Here is a 17319-nt window from a genome sequence, read left to right as displayed (position 1 = left end):
TCCGCTGCCGCCGGTGTCCTCTGCGTCGCGCGACGACCGCGTCAGGCGGCGGCCGGCGGCGCCAGCCGGTCCGCCAGCCACGTCGGTACGCCGCCGAGGAGCTGGAACAGCCGCCGGGCCTCCGCCCGCAGCCGTGTGGCCTCCGGTTCGGGCTCGGCGTCGGCCAGGGCCACCAGGGCCGGCGCCGTACCGACCAGGTAGCCCAGCTCCTCGCGCAGGCGCAGCGACTCTGCGAAGCCGTGCCGGGCCTCCGCGACGTCGCCGTCGTGCAGGGCCAGTCCCGCGAGGTGCCGCCAGGTGGCGGAGAGCAGCAGGGCGTCGCCCTGGGCGGTGGCGCCAGCGTGGGCCCTGCGGTACGCGGCGCGGGCGGCCTGCGGGGAGTCGCCGAGGTTCTGGGCGACCAGCCCCCGGCGGTAGTCCAGCAGCGGGCGGCCGGGCGCGGAGGGGGCGATGAGCGCCGCCGCGCGGCCCAGCGCCGCCCGCGCCTCGTCGGCCCGGTCGCGCACGCCCAGCAGGGTGGACGCGTAGGCCAGATGGCCGCGTTCGCAGGCGGCGGCGCCGCGCTGGTCGTCCTCCTGGGCGAGCGCCTCGGCCGCGCGCAGCGCGTCCTCCGCCTCGGCCCAGCCCTGCTCGGTGTAGAGGCACCGCTCGATCAGCAGGGAGGCGCGTTGCAGGGCGACGGCCGGGTCGGCCGCGCCGGGCGCGAGGAGGGCGGCCGCGTCGCTCCAGCAGCCGCGTGAACGCAGCCGCCATACCGCGGTCTGGAGGGGATCGTCGCTTGCGGTCGTTCCGGAACCAGACATGGCGGTATGCGCCACATTGCCCTCCCCGAGCGCGCCATTGAGCTGTTGAGTCCGATGCATCTCAGCACGGAACGGACGCCCGGCCAAGAGGGCCGAGTGAATTGATTCACAATCACCGGAGGCGGTGGGGCCAGGCGTCACGGGCTCGGGGCCGTCCCGGGCGGGCACCGCCGTTCCACACGAACGAGTGAAGGGGGACGGGGCGGCCCGGCGGCCGCGGGCGGACGCCAACGGTGGCCGGAATCCGGTCCGTTCGTACCGGCGCTCCACGGAGGACGGCGAGGCACGGTACGGGCGCGCGGCCGACGGCTTCCGCGCCGGGCGGCGACAGGCCGGCCAACCGGACGGCTCCGTAGGCCGGTTGCCCCATGCACGGACAAGGGTGCAGATGGAAACGTTTCGCTGGCCGACCCGGGCCGGCCGGGCCGGCGCGGCGGGCGTCCGACGCCGCGGAGTCAGTGGTTCCGCACATCGGTGATCATGGCGGAAAGTCATACGGTATGAGCAACCGATGAGCTGTTGCGGTGTCCCCCTCCACCGCGTCTACCTTCCGAAGGACGGTCACCCGCCATCGCAGGGCGGGTGGCGAACCAAGCAGAAGGAGACGTCATGAAGAAGGCCTACGAGGCGCCGACGCTCGTCCGGCTCGGATCGTTCCGCAAGCAGACCGGCCTGCTGGGCCTGGCGGGCAACGACCGTCTCGTCCTCAGCAAGAACTGACGGCCGACGGCGATCCCTCGGTCTCATGACTGAAGCGCACGAAAGTGCGGGCCCGGGCCCCGGTGACGCGCACGTCGCGGTCCTTCCCGACCTCGACGCCGCGGCCGCCGTGGCCCGGTTCTTCGCCCGCCCCGGTACGCGCACGCTGCCGCACCCCTCGGGCCGCCCCTGGCTGGTCGGCCACTGGCGGGACGACGAGATGGTGACCGCCCGCGCGGGCTCCACCGCGCTCGCCCTCATCGGCTGCCACACCCTCGACCCGGACGCGCTGCGCCGCCACGCCGCGCGGTTGCGGGACATCGCCCGGCTCGACGCCCTGGCCCGTAGCCTCCCCGGCAGTTGCCACCTCCTGGCCGCGCTCGACGGCCGGCTCAGGGCGCAGGGCACCGCGTCCGGCCTGCGGCTGGTGTTCCACGCCCGGATCGAGGGCGTGACGGTGGCCGCCACCCGCGCCGACGTGCTCGCCGCGGCGCTGGGCCTCGCCCCGGACGAGGAGCAGCTGGCCGTACGGCTGTTGTGGCCCGTGCCCCACCCGCTCGGGGAGGCGCCGATGTGGCGCGGTGTCACCGCCGTACCGCCCGGCGAGGCGCTCGTCGTCGGCCCGGACGGGCGTACCGTCCGCCACTCGCGGTGGTGGACGCCCCCGGAACCGGTCCGGACGCTCGCCGCCGGGGCGCCGCTGGTCCGCGAAGCCCTGACCGAGGCGGTCGACGCCCGCACCCGCCAGGGTGGCGTGGTCAGTTGCGACCTGTCCGGCGGGCTGGACTCCACCACCATCTGCTTCCTCGCCGACCGCTCGCCCGCCCGTGTGGTGGCCAGCACCTGGCCCGGGCGCGACCCGGCCGACACCGACCTCCAGTGGGCCCGGCAGGCCGCCCGGTTCCTGCCGGACACCGAGCACGTCGTCTGGGATCCCCACGCTTCACCGCTGGTCTACACCGACCTGCTCGACATCGACGACCTGCTGGACGAACCCACGATCGGCGTCATGGACCGCTCGCGGGTCCTGCACCACCTGCCGGCCATGGCCGGGCGCGGCAGCCGCCTCCACCTGACCGGCATCGGCGGCGACCACGTCGCCTGGTGCTCCGAGGCGTACTACCACCGACTGGCGCGCCGGCGACCGCTGTTCGCCCTTCGGCAGCTGCGCGGGTTCCGCGCCCTGTGGCAGTGGCCGCTCGGCGGGACCCTCCGCGCCCTGGCCGACTCCCGCTCCTACCGGGCCTGGCTCGCCGACGCGGAACGGCACCTGCACGACCCGCTGCCCGGCTCGGTCGACAGCGGCCTCGGCTGGGGCGTGCCCCCACGCCTCTTCGACTGGGTGACCCCCGACGCGGCCCGGACGGCGCGGCGGGCCCTCCGGGAGGCGGCGGCGGGCGCGCGACCGCTGCACCCGGACCGGGGCATGCACACCGACCTGGAGCAGATCCGCTCCTGCACCCGGATCATCCGGCAGTGGGATCGGATGGCGGTCGGCGCCGGGGTGCCGATGGCCTCGCCGTTCCTCGACGACCGGGTGATCGAGGCCTGCCTCGCGGTCCGCCCCGAGGAGCGCGTCACCCCCTGGGCGTACAAACCCCTGCTCGCCGCCGCCATGCGCGGCGTCGTGCCGGACGTCTGCCTGCGCCGCACCAACAAGGCCGCCGCGTCCATGGACGCGGCCGACGGACTGCGGGAGCACCGGGCGGAGCTGGCCGAACTGTGGGCGGACCCTCACCTCGCACGGCTCGGCCTGGTGGACGCCGAGGTGCTGCGCGGCCTCGCCCGGCGGCCGTCCGCACCCGGACTGCGCGACGCCGTCCTCTACTCGACGATCGCCTGCGAGGTCTGGCTGCGCGGCCTCGCGGCGCGCTCGGCACTCTCGAAGGAAGGGAAGTCACCATGGCACTGCGCTTCGGAACCGACGTCTCCACCACGGAGACCGGATACGGCACCGTCCTCCTCGACCAGCGCAACGGGCAGTACTGGGAGCTGAACCCCACCGCCACGCTGATCGTGCGCGTGCTGATGGAGAGTGGCGACGAGACCGCGGCCGTCGAGGCGCTCACCGACGCGTACGACATCGACCGGGCCGGCGCCGAGGCGGACGTCGCCGCGCTGGTGGCCGAGCTGCGCGCCTCCGGGCTGGCCGCATGACCACGCCCAGCGCCCTGGACATCCCCACCGGCGTGCCCTTCGGCCGCCGCCTCGCCGCCCGGCTGGTGCTGGTGCCCGCCGTCCTGCTGTCGCTCCTGCCGCCGCGCCGCATCCGGGCCGTGCTGGAGGTCGTGCGGCGCGGGGCGCGCCCCGCCACCGCAGGCCGGGCGCAGGCAGCCCGCGACGCCGTGTGCGCGGTGAGCCTGCGGTGCGCCGGACCGCGCGGGTGCCTGCCCCGCTCGCTGGGCGCCGCACTGCTGTGCCGGCTGACCGGCACCTGGCCCACCTGGTGCACGGGGGTGAGCGTGGTGCCGCCCTTCGCCGCGCACGCCTGGATCGAGGCGGAGGGCCGCCCCGTCGGTGAGCCGATGCCCGACGACTACTTCACACGTCTGCTCGCCGTGGGCCCCGCGTCACCGCCCGGAGGCGCCCCGCACCACTGACCGCTCCGGACCGCTCGGCACCCGGCGGCGGCCCGCGTCACCGGGCCCGGGCCGGGGCCTACTGCCGCGGCGTCCAGTGCGCGGGGCGGGTGAGCCGGGCGGGCAGCACGGTACGGTCGTCGCCGCGTGCCGCGTTGAGCTGCGGCTGGGTGAGGAACAGCGCCCCGGTCAGGTCGGCGCCCGCGAGCCGCGCGTCGCGGAGGTCGGCCCCGAGCAGATCGGCGTCCCGCAGGTCGGCGCCGGTGAGGTCGGCCGCGATGAGGTACGCGCCGCGCAGCGTCGCGCCGCGCAGGTCCGCGCCGGCCAGCCGGGCGCCCATGAGGTCGGCGCCGCGGCGGTTCTTCCGCTTGCCCCTGGCGCCCGGCACGCCCGCCCGGACCAGTTCGGCCGCCCGCGACAACAGGTCGCCGACGGTCCGCCGGTGCGCGTCCAGGTCCAGCGCGGCGAGTTCCTCGGGCGGCAGGAGCGTCAGCCGCTCGGTCTCGGCGAGGACACGCCCCGCCTCGTCGTGCAGCCGGCTCGCGGGCTCCAGGGCCAGGACCTCGGTGAGGTACGCGAGGAGTTCGTGCAGGTGCCGTACGACCGGGAACGCGGCGAACATCCGCCGTGCGGTGTCCGGGTCCTGCCGCCAGTCGCGGCCGCCGAACGTGATCTGCGAGACCTTCTGCCCGGCGCCGAAACAGTCGTACACCGTGCAGCCGGTGAAGCCCCGGTCGCGCAGCCGCTCGTGGATGCCGCAGCGGAAGTCCGCGGCCAGGTTCGCGCACGGGGTGCCCGCCGGCTTGTCGACGGCGAAATCCGCGGAGGCGGCGAAGGGCAGGGCGACGCAGCACAGGCCGAAGCAGTTCGCGCAGTCCCCGCGCAGGGGGTCGGTCTGGGTGCCGGTCCGTCCGGACGTCACGTGGTGTTCGCTCTCTCGGGTGTCGGTACGGGTGCTGATGGTCAACGGTCAGGACATGCGCAGGGCGAGGAAGAAGTCCAGCTTGTCCTCCAGCCGCGCCAGGTCACGCCCCGTCAGCTGCTCGATCCTGCCCACCCGGTACCGCAGGGTGTTGACGTGCAGGTGCAGCCGGCCGGCGCAGCGCGTCCAGGAGCCGTCGCAGTCGAGGAAGGCCTCCAGCGTCGGGATCAGCTCCGCCCGGTGCCGCCGGTCGTAGTCGCGCAGCGGGTCCAGCAGCCGCGCCGTGAACGCCCGCCGCACGTCGTCCGGCACGAACGGCAGGAGCAGCACGTGCGACGCCAGCTCGTGGTGGCCCGCCGCGCACACCCGCCCCGGCCGCGCCGCCGCCACGCGCCGGGCGTGCCGCGCCTCCTCCAGGGCACCGCGCAGTCCCTCGGCCGAGTGCACGGCGGCGCTCACGCCCAGGGTCAGGCGCCCGTCGTCCGCAAGCCCCGCCGACAGGGGCCCGCGCACGGCGGCCAGCAGGGCGTCGGCGTGCAGCCCGCCGCCGTCCGGGGCGGGAGCCGCGTCGTCCTCCTCCGCCGGGGCGTCCCCGTCCGCGCCCGGCACCGCAGGCAGCGGCACCAGGGCGATGGCCTCGTCCCCGGTGTGGGCCACCGCGATGCGGTCGGCCGAGTCGGGGCCGGCCGTCGCGGGGTCGACCAGGATCTCCTCCAGCAGCGACTGGGCGACCGGCCCGGCGTCGATGCCCGGCGCGCCGGTACCGCCCTCGCCCCACTCGACCCGCGCCACCACGACCTGCCAGTGCGGTGCCGTCCCGAGCCCCGGCAGCAGCACCGGGGCGGCCACCCGGAGGCGGGCGGCGATCTCGGCGGGCGGGGCGCCCGTCTGCACCAGCTCCAGGACCTCCTGGGCCAGCCGCCGCCGTACCGTGCGGGCGGCGTCCCGCCGGTCCCGCTCGACGGCGATGAGCTGCGTGACCCCCTGGAGCAGGTCCAGCCGGGCGGCAGGCCAGTCGCCGGCGTCCGCCTCGACGGCCAGCAGCCAGTCCGAGAGCACCGTCTCCCGGACGTCGCGGGTGGCGGGCGCGGCGCCGCGCCCGGTGTTACGGATCGGGAAGAGCGAGTACGTCAGGCCACGCACGACGGCCCGGTGCGGACCGCGCCGCCCGGTGCGCGTGGCGGACAGGTGCTCGCCGGCCAGGGCGGCGCCGATCCCGGGGGGCAGCGGGGCGCCCGCCCCGGCGATCTGCCGTCCGGTCGGTGACAGCACCCAGGCGCGAAGGTCCAGGTCGGAGCCGAGGAGGTCGAGGACCACCTCCGGGCCGCCGCCCGCCGGACCGGATGTCATCAGTCTTCTGTGGCGATCGACGACCGCCGCGAGGTCGCCGGCCCGTTCACCCGACACCTGTCGAACAACGTGCTCGGTGATAGTTGCGAAAGCAACCGACTCGTTCACCGCGAACAGCGGGAGGCGGTGGCGCAAACACGCCTGCACGAGATCGTCGGGGATCGCTCCCAGCTCCGCCTCGCCCGCCGCCAGGCCCGCCACCCCGGCGCTCGCCAGGATGCGGACGAAGGGCTCGGTGTCGGCCGCGTCCCGGCGCCAGGCCAGACCGGTGAGCACCAGCTCGCCCCCGGAGAGGTACCTGCTGGGGTCCCGCAGGTCCGTCGTCATCACGCCGCGGACCGTGCGGTCGAGCTCGTCCTCGCCGCCGAGCAGCCGCAGCCCCAGCGCATCGGTCTCCAGCAGTGCGCGCAGCCGCATGTGATCGCCGCCGATCTGTCTCGTGGGTGTCTCGTTGTTGCCGGTGAGCCGTGGCCACCGTTTCCGGGGGGAAACGGCGAGGTTACTGCTCCTCGTCTTTCGTTCGAATCTACAAGACTCGGCGGGTGACCGGCCAACCGCTTCATGGTTTCGGTGACTGCACCGGGCGGAGCACCGCTGGGTGTACTTGCTCCACGACGCGTTAACAGCACATGAACATGAAGACGAACACGAGGGCCGGCCGTCCCCCGAGCCCCAGCGAAGCAACTGATCACGCGGAACCCGGAACGAGTCGATCGCCACGATCACCCACCGCGGGACCAGTGATCACCGGATCACGTAGAAGAGAGCCACTCATGGACTTCCTTCGCCCCGCCAGCTGGGAGGAAGCGCTCGCCGCGAAGGCCGAGCACCCCACGGCTGTGCCCATCGCGGGTGGCACCGATGTCATGGTCGAGATCAACTTCGACCACCGGCGGCCCGAGTACCTGCTGGACCTCAACCGCATCGAGCTGCTCCGCGAGTGGGAGGTCGGCGAGGAGAACGTCCGGCTGGGCGCCTCCGTCCCGTACACCGAGATCATGGAGCACCTGCGGGCCGAGCTGCCCGGCCTGGCGCTCGCCTCCCACACCGTGGCCTCGCCGCAGATCCGCAACCGCGGTGGTGTCGGCGGCAACCTGGGCACGGCGTCCCCGGCCGGCGACGCGCACCCCGCCCTGCTGGCGGCCGGTGCCGAGGTGGAGGTGGAGTCCGTGCGCGGCTCCCGCTTCATCCCGATCGACGCGTTCTACACGGGCGTGAAGCGCAACGCGCTCCAGCCGGACGAGCTGATCAAGACCGTCCACATCAAGAAGGCCGACGGGCCGCAGCAGTACTCCAAGGTGGGTACTCGCAACGCGATGGTGATCGCGGTGTGCGCGTTCGGTCTGGCGCTGCACCCGGAGACCCGGACCGTTCGGACCGGCATCGGCTCGGCCGCCCCCACACCCGTACGGGCGAAGGAGGCCGAGGAGTTCCTGAACGCCGCGCTCGAAGAGGGCGGGTTCTGGGAGAGCGGCAAGATCATCACTCCCTCGATCGCCAAGCAGTTCGCGGAGCTCGCCTCCGGGGCCTGCAACCCGATCGACGACGTACGGGGCACGGCCAAGTACCGCCGGCACGCCGTCGGCATCATGGCCCGCCGCACGCTCGGCTGGACCTGGGAGCAGTACCGCGGCACCGGCCGCACCCTTGAAGGAGCTGCATAACGATGCGCGTCAATTTCACGGTCAACGGACGCCCGCAGGAGGCCGACGACGTCTGGGAGGGCGAGTCCCTCCTCTACGTCCTGCGTGAGCGCCTGGGCCTGCCCGGTTCCAAGAACGCCTGCGAGCAGGGCGAGTGCGGCTCCTGCACGGTCCGTCTCGACGGCGTACCGGTCTGTTCCTGCCTCGTGGCCGCCGGCCAGGTCGAGGGCCGCGAGGTCGTCACCGTCGAGGGCCTCGCCGACTACGCCAAGCAGCGGGCCGAGCACGGCGGCGCCTGCGGCACCGGCGCCTGCGGTTCCTCCGGCACGTCCCTCCAGGACGCCCAGGGCTGGTCCGCCAAGGGCAGCGACTCCCAGACCGGCGAGGGCACCGAGCTCTCCCCGATCCAGCAGGCCTTCATCGACGCGGGCGCCGTGCAGTGCGGCTTCTGCACCCCCGGCCTCCTCGTCGCGGCCGACGAGATGCTGGAGCGCAACCCCTCCCCGTCCGACGAGGACATCCGCGAGGCGCTCTCCGGCAACCTCTGCCGCTGCACCGGTTACGAGAAGATCCTGGACGCCGTCCGCCTCGCGGCCGCCCGCCAGGAACGTCAGGGGATCCAGGAAGGCGCGGTCTGACCATGTCACGGAACACCCGAGTCGCCGCCGCCCCGGCCGGCACTCCCACCAAGGTCACCCAGGGCTCCCGGACCAAGGGCGGCATCGGCGAGTCCACGCTCCGCCCCGACGGCACCCTCAAGGTCACCGGCGAGTTCGCCTACTCCTCGGACATGTGGCACGAGGACATGCTGTGGGGCCAGATCCTCCGCTCCACGGTCGCGCACGCCGAGATCGTCTCCATCGACACCTCCGAGGCCCTCGCCCAGGCCGGTGTGTACGCCGTCCTCACCTACGACGACCTGCCCACCGAGGTGAAGAACTACGGCCTGGAGATCCAGGACACCCCGGTCCTCGCCCACGGCCGGGTGCGCCACCACGGCGAGCCCGTCGCCCTGGTCGCCGCCGACCACCCCGAGACCGCCCGCCGCGCCGCAGCCAAGATCAAGGTGGAGTACAAGGAGCTGCCCGTCGTCACCGACGAGGCCTCCGCGACCGCCCCCGGCGCGCCGCTGCTGCACCCCGGCCGCGACGACCACCACGCCGGCCACGTCCCCCACCCCAACATCGTGCACCGCCAGCCGATCGTCCGCGGCAACGCCGACGAGGCCGCCAAGAAGGCCGACGTCATCGTCTCCGGCGAGTACGTCTTCGGCATGCAGGACCAGGCCTTCCTCGGCCCCGAGTCCGGCCTCGCCGTACCCGCCGAGGACGGCGGCGTCGACCTGTACGTCGCCACCCAGTGGCTGCACTCCGACCTCCGCCAGATCGCCCCCGTCCTCGGCCTGCCCGAGGAGAAGGTCCGCATGACACTCTCCGGCGTCGGCGGTGCCTTCGGCGGCCGCGAGGACCTGTCGATGCAGATCCACGCCTGCCTGCTCGCGCTGCGCACCGGCAAGCCGGTCAAGATCGTCTACAACCGGTTCGAGTCCTTCTTCGGCCACGTCCACCGCCACCCGGCGAAGCTCTGGTACGAGCACGGCGCCACCAAGGACGGCAGGATCACGCACATGAAGTGCCGGATCGTGCTGGACGGCGGCGCCTACGCCTCGGCCTCCCCGGCCGTCGTCGGCAACGCCTCCTCGCTCGCCGTCGGCCCGTACGTGATCGACGACGTCGACATCGAGGCGATCGCGCTCTACACCAACAACCCGCCCTGCGGCGCCATGCGCGGCTTCGGCGCGGTCCAGGCGTGCTTCGCGTACGAGGCCCAGATGGACAAGCTCGCCAAGAAGCTCGGCATGGACCCGGTGGAGTTCCGGCAGCTGAACGCCATGGAGCAGGGCACCCTGATGCCGACCGGCCAGCCGGTCGACTCGCCCGCCCCGGTCGCCGAGCTGCTGCGCCGCGTCAAGGCGCGTCCGCTGCCGCCCGAGCGCCAGTGGGAGTCCACCGAGGGCGCCGACGTCCGCGCGCTGCCCGGCGGCCTGTCCAACACCACGCACGGCGAGGGCGTCGTACGCGGCGTCGGCTACGCGGTCGGCATCAAGAACGTCGGCTTCTCCGAGGGTTTCGACGACTACTCCACCGCCAAGGTGCGCATGGAGGTCATCAACGGTGAGGCGGTCGCCACCGTCCACACCGCGATGGCGGAGGTCGGCCAGGGCGGCATCACCGTCCACGCGCAGATCGCCCGCACCGAGCTGGGCGTCACCCAGGTGACCATCAACCCGGCCGACACCCAGGTCGGCTCCGCCGGCTCCACCTCGGCCTCCCGCCAGACGTACGTCACCGGCGGCGCGGTCAAGAACTCCTGCGAGCTGGTCCGCGAGAAGGTCCTGGAGATCGGCCGCCGCAAGCTCGGCACCTACCACCCCGCCTGGGCCACCGCCGAGCTGCTGCTCGAGGGCGGCAAGGTCGTCACCGACGGCGGCGAGGTCCTCGCCGACCTGGTGGACGTCCTGGAGGACGAGGCCGTCGAGATCGAGGCCGAGTGGCGCCACCGCCCCACCGAGGCCTTCGACCTGCGCACCGGCCAGGGCAACGGCCACGTCCAGTACTCGTTCGCCGCGCACCGCGCGGTCGTCGAGGTGGACACCGAGCTGGGCCTGGTCAAGGTCATCGAACTGGCCTGCGCCCAGGACGTCGGCAAGGCGCTCAATCCGCTGTCCGTCGTCGGCCAGATCCAGGGTGGCACCACCCAGGGCCTGGGCGTCGCGGTCATGGAGGAGATCATCGTCGACCCGAAGACCGCGAAGGTGCGCAACCCCTCCTTCACGGACTACCTGATCCCCACCATCCTCGACACCCCGACCATCCCGGTCGACGTGCTCGAGCTTGCCGACGACCACGCGCCCTACGGCCTGCGCGGCATCGGCGAGGCCCCGACCCTGTCGTCCACCCCGGCCGTCCTCGCGGCGATCCGGAACGCGACCGGACTGGAGCTCAACAAGACGCCGGTACGCCCCGAGCACCTCACCGGCACCCTGTAGGCCCTCCGGGCGGTGCGTGCCTCCCGGGAACGTCACACTTCCACGCCCGCACCGCCCGGAGCATCCCCCACTCCCCGCTCCCCCCACGCAGTACCGCTCCACAGCCCCACCCCGTTCGTCTCGGGCCGTCCCCCGGGTCGTGCAGCCCACGCAGCATCCCAAATCCCGCAGTCTTTGCCCCCGGGCATGCGGGTGCCCCTTTGAACCTTGGGAGTAGGCACCATGACCCAATCGTCAGTGGAGCCGAAGACCGTCGCCGAAGACGCGGGACCCGGTTCCCGCGTCCCCGCCGGACGGTCTTGGCTCGACCGGTACTTTCACATCACCCACAGAGGATCGACGGTCGCGCAGGAAGTGCGCGGCGGCATCACCACCTTCATGGCGATGGCATACATCCTCCTGCTCAACCCGCTGCTGCTCGGCGGTCCGGACGCGGCCGGTGACAAGCTCAGCCAGCCCGCCCTCATCACCGCCACCGCTCTCGCCGCGGCGGTCACCACTCTGGCGATGGGTTTCATCGGCAAGGTCCCGCTCGCCCTCGCGGCGGGCCTGAGTGTCGCGGGCGTCATCTCCACACAGGTCGCCCCGGACATGACCTGGCCGCAGGCCATGGGCATGTGTGTCATCTACGGCGCCGTGATCTGCCTCCTGGTGGTCACCGGTGTCCGCGAGATCATCATGAACGCGATACCGCTCGCCCTGAAGCACGGCATCACCATGGGCATCGGGCTCTTCATCGCGATGATCGGCTTCGTCAACGCCGGATTCGTCGGCAAGGGCGAGGGCGGTGGCCCCGTCACCCTCGGGGTCGGCGGTTCGCTCGCCGGCTGGCCGGTCGCCATCTTCTCCTTCACCCTGCTGCTGATCTTCATGCTCCAGGCGCGCAGGATCCCCGGAGCGATCCTCCTGGGCATCGTCGTCGGCACGATCGTGTCCGTCACCGCCACCGCGACCGGACTCATCGACGAGGCCGCGTGGGCCGGCAAGGCCCCCGTCCTGCACGGCAGCGTCGTCTCGATGCCGGACTTCTCGCTCTTCGGCATGGTCGAGTTCGGCGGCTGGGAGAAGCTCGGCTACACCACCGTCTCGATGATCGTCTTCACCCTGGTGCTGGCGGGCTTCTTCGACGCCATGGCGACGATCATCGCCGTCGGCCAGGAGGCCAAGCTCGCCGACGCCCAGGGCCGCATGCCCGGCCTGAGCAAGGCCCTGTTCATCGACGGCGCCGGCGGCGCGATCGGCGGAGTCTCCGGAGCTTCCGGCCAGACCGTCTTCATCGAGTCCGCCACGGGCGTCGGCGAGGGGGCGCGTACGGGCCTGTCGGCCTCGGTCACCGGCCTGTTCTTCGCCGCCTGCCTGTTCTTCACCCCGCTCACCCAGCTCGTGCCGGGCCAGGTGGCTTCCGCCGCCCTGGTCGTCATCGGCGCGATGATGCTCCAGAACGCCCGGCACGTGGACTGGACCGACTGGTCCGTCGCCGTCCCGGTCTTCCTGACCGTCGTGCTCATGCCGTTCACGTACACCATCACCACCGGTGTCGGCGCCGGCGTCATCGCCTACTGCGCCATCAAGGCCGCACAGGGCAAGTGGCGCGAGCCGAGCGTCCTGATGTGGGTGCTCTCCGCGGTGTTCATCTTCTACTTCGCCTCGGGTACCGCTCACTGACGGGACCCCCTCCCACACATCCGCCTGCAAGGAGGCCGACATGCTGGACATCGCCGAGGAACTTCACCGGTGGGTCGGGCAGGGACGTGACTTCGCCGTCGCCACTGTGGTGGCCGTCGGCGGCAGCGCGCCCCGGCAACCGGGCGCGGCCCTCGCCGTCGACAGCGAGGGCACCGCGATCGGGTCGGTCTCCGGCGGATGTGTGGAGGGGGCCGTGTACGACCTGTGCCGGCAGGCGCTGGAGGACGGCGGGACCGTCCTGGAGCGCTTCGGCTACAGCGACGAGGACGCCTTCGCGGTCGGTCTGACCTGCGGCGGTGTGATCGACATCCTCGTCACCCCGGTCCGCGGCGGGGTCTTCCCCGCCGCCCTGGGCGCCGCCGTCGCGGGGGAGGCGGCGGCCCTGGCCCGGATCACCGACGGCCCGGCCGACCTGATGGGCCGCGCCCTCCTGGTCCGCCCCGACGGCTCGTACGAGGGCGGTCTGGGCGGTCACCCCGAGCTGGACCGCACGGCGGCCGCCGAGGCCGGCGCGATGCTCGACGCCGGCCGCACCGGCACGGTGACCATCGGCGAGGACGGCTCGCGCTGCGGACAGCCGCTCACCCTGCTGGTCGAGTCCAGCGTGCCGGCCCCCCGCATGATCGTCTTCGGGGCGATCGACTTCGCCGCGGCGCTGGTACGGGTGGGGAAGTTCCTCGGCTACCACGTCACCGTGTGCGACGCCCGCCCCGTCTTCGCGACGCCCGCCCGCTTCCCGGACGCGGACGAGGTGGTCGTCCAGTGGCCGCACGAGTACCTCGCGCGCACCGAGGTGGACGGCCGCACCGTGCTGTGCGTCCTCACCCACGACGCCAAGTTCGACGTGCCCCTGCTCGAACTGGCCCTCAAGCTCCCCGTCGCGTACATCGGCGCGATGGGCTCCCGCCGCACCCACGAGGACCGCAACCGCCGTCTGCGCGAGGCCGGCGTGACCGAACTGGAACTGGCCCGGCTCCGCTCCCCGATCGGCCTCGACCTCGGCGCCCGTACCCCGGAGGAGACGGCGCTCTCCATCGGCGCGGAGATCGTCGCCGGCCGGCGCGGCGGCAGCGGCGTGTCCCTGACCGGCGCCCACACCCCCATCCACCACGACGGCCCCGACGCCGCCCCGGCCGGGCGCATCGGGTCGGTGGCCTGAACCCCCGGCCTGCGGCGGCCCCCGGCGACGGCGGCGGAAAACCCCCGTGACCAGCCCATAGCCGGCGCCCTAGAGTCCGGACCATGGACATCCGCGGTGTGCCCGAGGCCCATGTGGACCGGGCCCTGGATCTCGTGTACCTCGTCTTCCACGACGCCCCGGAGGAGGAGCGGCGCAAGCACCACCGCGAGCTGGTGCTCGGCTGCGAGCGCATCGGCGCGTACGACGGCGACACCCTCGTCGGGTTCCTCGCCGCGCACCGCTTCACCCTCTCCGTCCCCGGCGGGGACCTGCCCTGCCCCGGGCCGACGTTCGTGGCCGTCGCCCCCACCCACCGCAGGCGCGGCGTCCTCTCCGCGATGATGGCCGAGCTGTTCCGGCGCGGCATCCGGCAGGGCCGGCCGCTCGCCGCGCTGTGGGCCTCGCAGGACGCCATCTACGGCCGCTTCGGCTTCGGCCCCGCCACGGAGGGCCTCGGCGTCGAGATCGACTCCCGGCGCCCGCTCGCACTGCGCGTCCCGCCCGACGAACGGCCGCTGCGGCTGATCGACCCGGCGGACGCCCCCGCGGTCGTCGGCCCGTACTTCGAGGCCACCCGCGCCGCCCGCGCCGGACGCCACGCCCGCGACGCGGAGCGCTGGCGCGGCGAATGGCTGGCCGAGCACGACGAGGACGACGACGAACTGTCCCCGCCCCGGATCGTCGCCCTCGGCGAGCCCCTCGCCGGGTACGCGGTCTACCGCACCAAGGCCGGCGGCGACGGCCCCGGAGCGCCCGGCCTGGTCCGGGTGGACGAGCTGGAGGCGGACGACGCCGCCGTGGCCGCCGCCCTCTGGCGCTACCTGGCCTCCATCGACCTCACCGGCACGGTCCGCGCCTGGGGCCGCCCCCTCGACGACCCCCTGCTGCGGTTCGCCGCCGACCGGGACCAGGTGCGTGTCACGGGCCAGTACCCCGGCCTGTGGGTGCGGCTGGTCGACGTGGCCGCGGCGCTCACCGGCCGCGGCTGGGCGGCGCCCGTGGACGTCGTCCTGGAGGTGCGCGACGACCACCTGCCCGCCAACAGCGGCCGGTTCCGCCTCACCGCAGGCCCGCGGAGCAGCGCGTACGGACCGACCGGCGACGCCCCCGACCTCACCCTCGACGTGCGGGACCTCGCCGCCTGCTACCTCGGCGGCACACGCGTGGGCAGCCTGGTGCGGGCGGGCCTCGTCACGGAGCACACCCCGGGCGCCGCGGCCCGGCTCGACGCCGCCCTGCGCACGGAACTGCTGCCGCACACGGGCGACGAGTTCTGATCCGCCGCCGCTCCGCACGGCACCGTACGCGGAGCGGTTCCGGCCGAAGGCGTCGGGAACCCGCCACATCCCCGGCGGCGGCCCGGCGCACCGGTGCGCACCGGCCCCCGAGCCGCCATGATGGTGCGTCCCGCAGTCCCCGCCGGACGCGATCGGAAAGGTGGTTTCCGTTGCGCACTGTCGGAGTGGAAGAGGAACTCCTGCTGGTGGACCCGCGGAGCGGTGAGCCGCGCGCCCTGTCCACCGCCGTCCTGGCCGCCGCCACCAGGGAGAGCCGTGGTAGGGCCCACGCCTTCACCAAGGAACTCCAGGGCCAGCAGCTGGAGTTCGCCACGTACCCGCAGACCGGGATGAAGGAGCTGGGCGCCGAGATCGGACGTCACCGCGCCGAGGCGGCCCGGCACGCCGCCGGGGCCGGGGCGGCGGTGGTGGCCCTCGCCACCTCCCCGCTGCCCGCCGGACCGGCACTCACCGAAGGCCGGCGCTACCGCTGGATACGGGAGCAGTTCGGCCTCACCGCGCTCGAACAGCTCACCTGCGGCTGCCACGTCCACGTCTCGGTCGAGTCCGACGAGGAGGGCGTCGGCGTCCTGGACCGGATGCGGCCGTGGCTGTCCGTCCTGCTCGCGCTGAGCACCAACTCGCCCTTCTGGCAGGGCAACGACAGCGGGTACAACAGCTACCGCAACCGGGTGTGGGGGCGCTGGCCCTCCGCCGGCCCCGTGGAGGTCTTCGGCTCCGCCGACCGATACCACCGGCAGGTGAGCGACCTGCTCGACACCGGTGTCCTACCCGACGAGGGCATGGTCTACTTCGACGCCCGGCTCTCCCGCACCTACCCCACCGTCGAGGTCCGCGCCGCCGACGTCTGCCTCGACGCCTCCACCACCGCCCTGCTCGCCGCCCTCACCCGGGGCCTGGTGGACACCGCCGCCCGCGAGTGGCGCCAGGGCGAACCCCCCGCCCGCCACGGCGTCGGCCTGCTGCGCGCCGCGACCTGGCAGGCCGCCCGCTCCGGCCTCGACGGCGACCTGATCCACCCGCTCACCATGCGCCCCGCCCCCGCCGACCGGGTCGTGCACGCCCTGCTCGCCCACATCGAGAAGGCCCTCGACGACAACGGGGACCTCGCCCAGGCCCGGCAGGGCCTCGCCGAACTCCTCGCCGGCGGCAACGGCGCCCGCGTCCAGCGGCAACTGCTGCGCCGCACCGGCAGCCTCCGCGAGGTCGTCGCCGCCTGCGTACGCCGCACCCAGGAAGGCCCCTAGCACGGGTCGCCCCCGCCGCCTTGGCCGCGCGGGGACGGGGTACCCGGTGCTCCCCGACACCGAAGGGAGCCCCTGTGGCGATCGAGAAGCAGGCCTTCGGAGTGGCGCGGCGCCTCGCCCGACGGCGGTCCGCCCCCGCCCTGCACCCGGACGGGCTGATCTGCCCGGGCGTGCTCGACGTACCGGGGACCGGCGCCGCGGACGCCGCCCCGTGGGGCGTGCCCTTCCTGGACCGGACGGGCCGCTACGACGCGGCCGTGCGGTGGTCCCGGGCGCTCGGGCTGCCGGCCGGCCGGCCCGACGGCCTGGGCCTCGCCGTGCGGGTGGAGGACGCCGGCGGGCCGGGCGTCCCGCTGGACCTGCTCATGACCTCCAGCGGCACCGGCCGCCTGGGCCGCCACGTGCCCCTGCCGCGGCGCGACGCCCTCGCCGGGCCGTACTCCACGCTGCTCTCCTACCGCACCGGCGGCCGGGAGCGCGTCGTCGCGGCCTTCCCGGTCCGCACGGGTCACCGCCGCGTCCCGGGCGACCCGGACGCGCTGCGCCGGGCACTGGACCTGGCGCCCGTCCGCCTCGCCCTGTGCGCGGCCGCGCCGGACGAGCCCTGGCGGCCCTTCGCGACCCTGACCGTACGGGCGCCCCGGCCGCAGGGCGAACCCTCCGCGCCCGCCTTCGACCCGTACCTCCACGCGCTCGCCGGCCTGCGCCCCACCCACCGGCTGCACGGCCTGCGGGCCGCCGCCTACAGCGGTTCGCGCCACGGGCGCCACGCGATGCTCACCGCCCCGCACGAACCGGCCGGGCATGAACCGGCCGAGCAGGGGCAGATGCCCCGGCGCCGGGGCCGCCCCGGCCCGTAGCCC

General features: G+C 74.1%; 14 protein-coding genes and 1 pseudogene. 12 read left to right on the top strand and 3 right to left on the bottom strand.

Going from position 1 to position 17319, the window contains the following annotated elements:
• Positions 1–41: 41 nt before the first annotated feature.
• Complete coding sequence (locus A4V12_RS08830) at positions 42–818, bottom strand: hypothetical protein (protein WP_064068690.1); 777 nt, start codon at positions 816–818, stop codon at positions 42–44.
• Positions 819–1412: 594 nt separating this feature from the next.
• Between A4V12_RS08830 and A4V12_RS36305 the strand changes: the two genes are divergently transcribed.
• The 4 genes and pseudogenes from A4V12_RS36305 to A4V12_RS08815 all read left to right on the top strand — a co-directional run bounded on the left by A4V12_RS36305 (position 1413) and on the right by A4V12_RS08815 (position 4102).
• A complete protein-coding gene (locus A4V12_RS36305) occupies positions 1413–1523 on the top strand; it encodes a keywimysin-related RiPP (protein WP_107415367.1) in 111 nt (36 codons plus the stop codon).
• A gap of 25 nt (positions 1524–1548) precedes the next feature.
• Positions 1549–3369 (top strand): annotated as a pseudogene (locus tag A4V12_RS08825) (lasso peptide isopeptide bond-forming cyclase); the annotation flags it as partial.
• A 35-nt stretch (positions 3370–3404) separates the two neighbouring features.
• Complete coding sequence (locus A4V12_RS08820; RefSeq protein WP_064068689.1) at positions 3405–3659, top strand: lasso peptide biosynthesis PqqD family chaperone; 255 nt, start codon at positions 3405–3407, stop codon at positions 3657–3659.
• Positions 3656–4102, top strand: coding sequence for a lasso peptide biosynthesis B2 protein (locus tag A4V12_RS08815; protein ID WP_064068688.1), 447 nt, complete (start codon positions 3656–3658; stop codon positions 4100–4102). The genes A4V12_RS08820 and A4V12_RS08815 overlap by 4 nt, the downstream gene beginning before the upstream one ends.
• 58 nt (positions 4103–4160) lie before the next feature.
• Here A4V12_RS08815 and A4V12_RS08810 read toward each other — a convergent pair whose 3' ends face one another.
• Together A4V12_RS08810 and A4V12_RS08805 are read right to left on the bottom strand one after the other, a co-directional pair.
• Positions 4161–5003 (bottom strand): pentapeptide repeat-containing protein, encoded by an 843-nt coding sequence (locus A4V12_RS08810; RefSeq protein ID WP_064068824.1) that lies wholly within the window; start codon positions 5001–5003, stop codon positions 4161–4163.
• A gap of 48 nt (positions 5004–5051) precedes the next feature.
• Positions 5052–6770 (bottom strand): PucR family transcriptional regulator, encoded by a 1719-nt coding sequence (locus A4V12_RS08805; RefSeq protein WP_064068687.1) that lies wholly within the window; start codon positions 6768–6770, stop codon positions 5052–5054.
• Between the two features lie 356 nt (positions 6771–7126).
• Here A4V12_RS08805 and A4V12_RS08800 point away from each other — a divergent pair, with 356 nt between their 5' ends.
• The 8 genes from A4V12_RS08800 (at position 7127) to A4V12_RS08765 (ending at position 17316) form a co-directional block, all read left to right on the top strand.
• On the top strand, positions 7127–8017 hold the full coding sequence (locus tag A4V12_RS08800) for an FAD binding domain-containing protein (protein WP_064068686.1): 891 nt from the start codon (positions 7127–7129) through the stop codon (positions 8015–8017).
• 2 nt (positions 8018–8019) lie between these two features.
• Positions 8020–8634 (top strand): (2Fe-2S)-binding protein, encoded by a 615-nt coding sequence (locus A4V12_RS08795; protein ID WP_064068685.1) that lies wholly within the window; start codon positions 8020–8022, stop codon positions 8632–8634.
• Positions 8635–8636: 2 nt separating this feature from the next.
• Entirely contained in the window at positions 8637–11045 is a 2409-nt protein-coding gene (pucD, locus tag A4V12_RS08790; protein ID WP_064068684.1) for a xanthine dehydrogenase subunit D, read from the top strand.
• 222 nt (positions 11046–11267) lie between these two features.
• Complete coding sequence (locus A4V12_RS08785; protein ID WP_064068683.1) at positions 11268–12710, top strand: NCS2 family permease; 1443 nt, start codon at positions 11268–11270, stop codon at positions 12708–12710.
• A 40-nt stretch (positions 12711–12750) separates the two neighbouring features.
• A complete protein-coding gene (locus A4V12_RS08780; protein ID WP_064068682.1) occupies positions 12751–13890 on the top strand; it encodes an XdhC family protein in 1140 nt (379 codons plus the stop codon).
• An 83-nt stretch (positions 13891–13973) separates the two neighbouring features.
• Positions 13974–15188 carry a GNAT family N-acetyltransferase gene (locus A4V12_RS08775; RefSeq protein ID WP_064068681.1) on the top strand — a complete coding sequence of 405 codons (1215 nt, stop codon included), beginning with the start codon at positions 13974–13976 and terminating at the stop codon, positions 15186–15188.
• A gap of 170 nt (positions 15189–15358) precedes the next feature.
• Positions 15359–16456 (top strand): glutamate--cysteine ligase 2, encoded by a 1098-nt coding sequence (locus A4V12_RS08770; protein WP_064068680.1) that lies wholly within the window; start codon positions 15359–15361, stop codon positions 16454–16456.
• Between the two features lie 74 nt (positions 16457–16530).
• Complete coding sequence (locus A4V12_RS08765; RefSeq protein WP_064068679.1) at positions 16531–17316, top strand: hypothetical protein; 786 nt, start codon at positions 16531–16533, stop codon at positions 17314–17316.
• Positions 17317–17319: the final 3 nt, after the last annotated feature.

Source organism: Streptomyces noursei, assembly GCF_001646665.1.
GTDB lineage: Bacteria > Actinomycetota > Actinomycetes > Streptomycetales > Streptomycetaceae > Streptomyces > Streptomyces lavendulocolor.
Note: the sequence above shows the minus strand (reverse complement) of the source record. Positions and strands in the feature narration are given on the sequence as shown.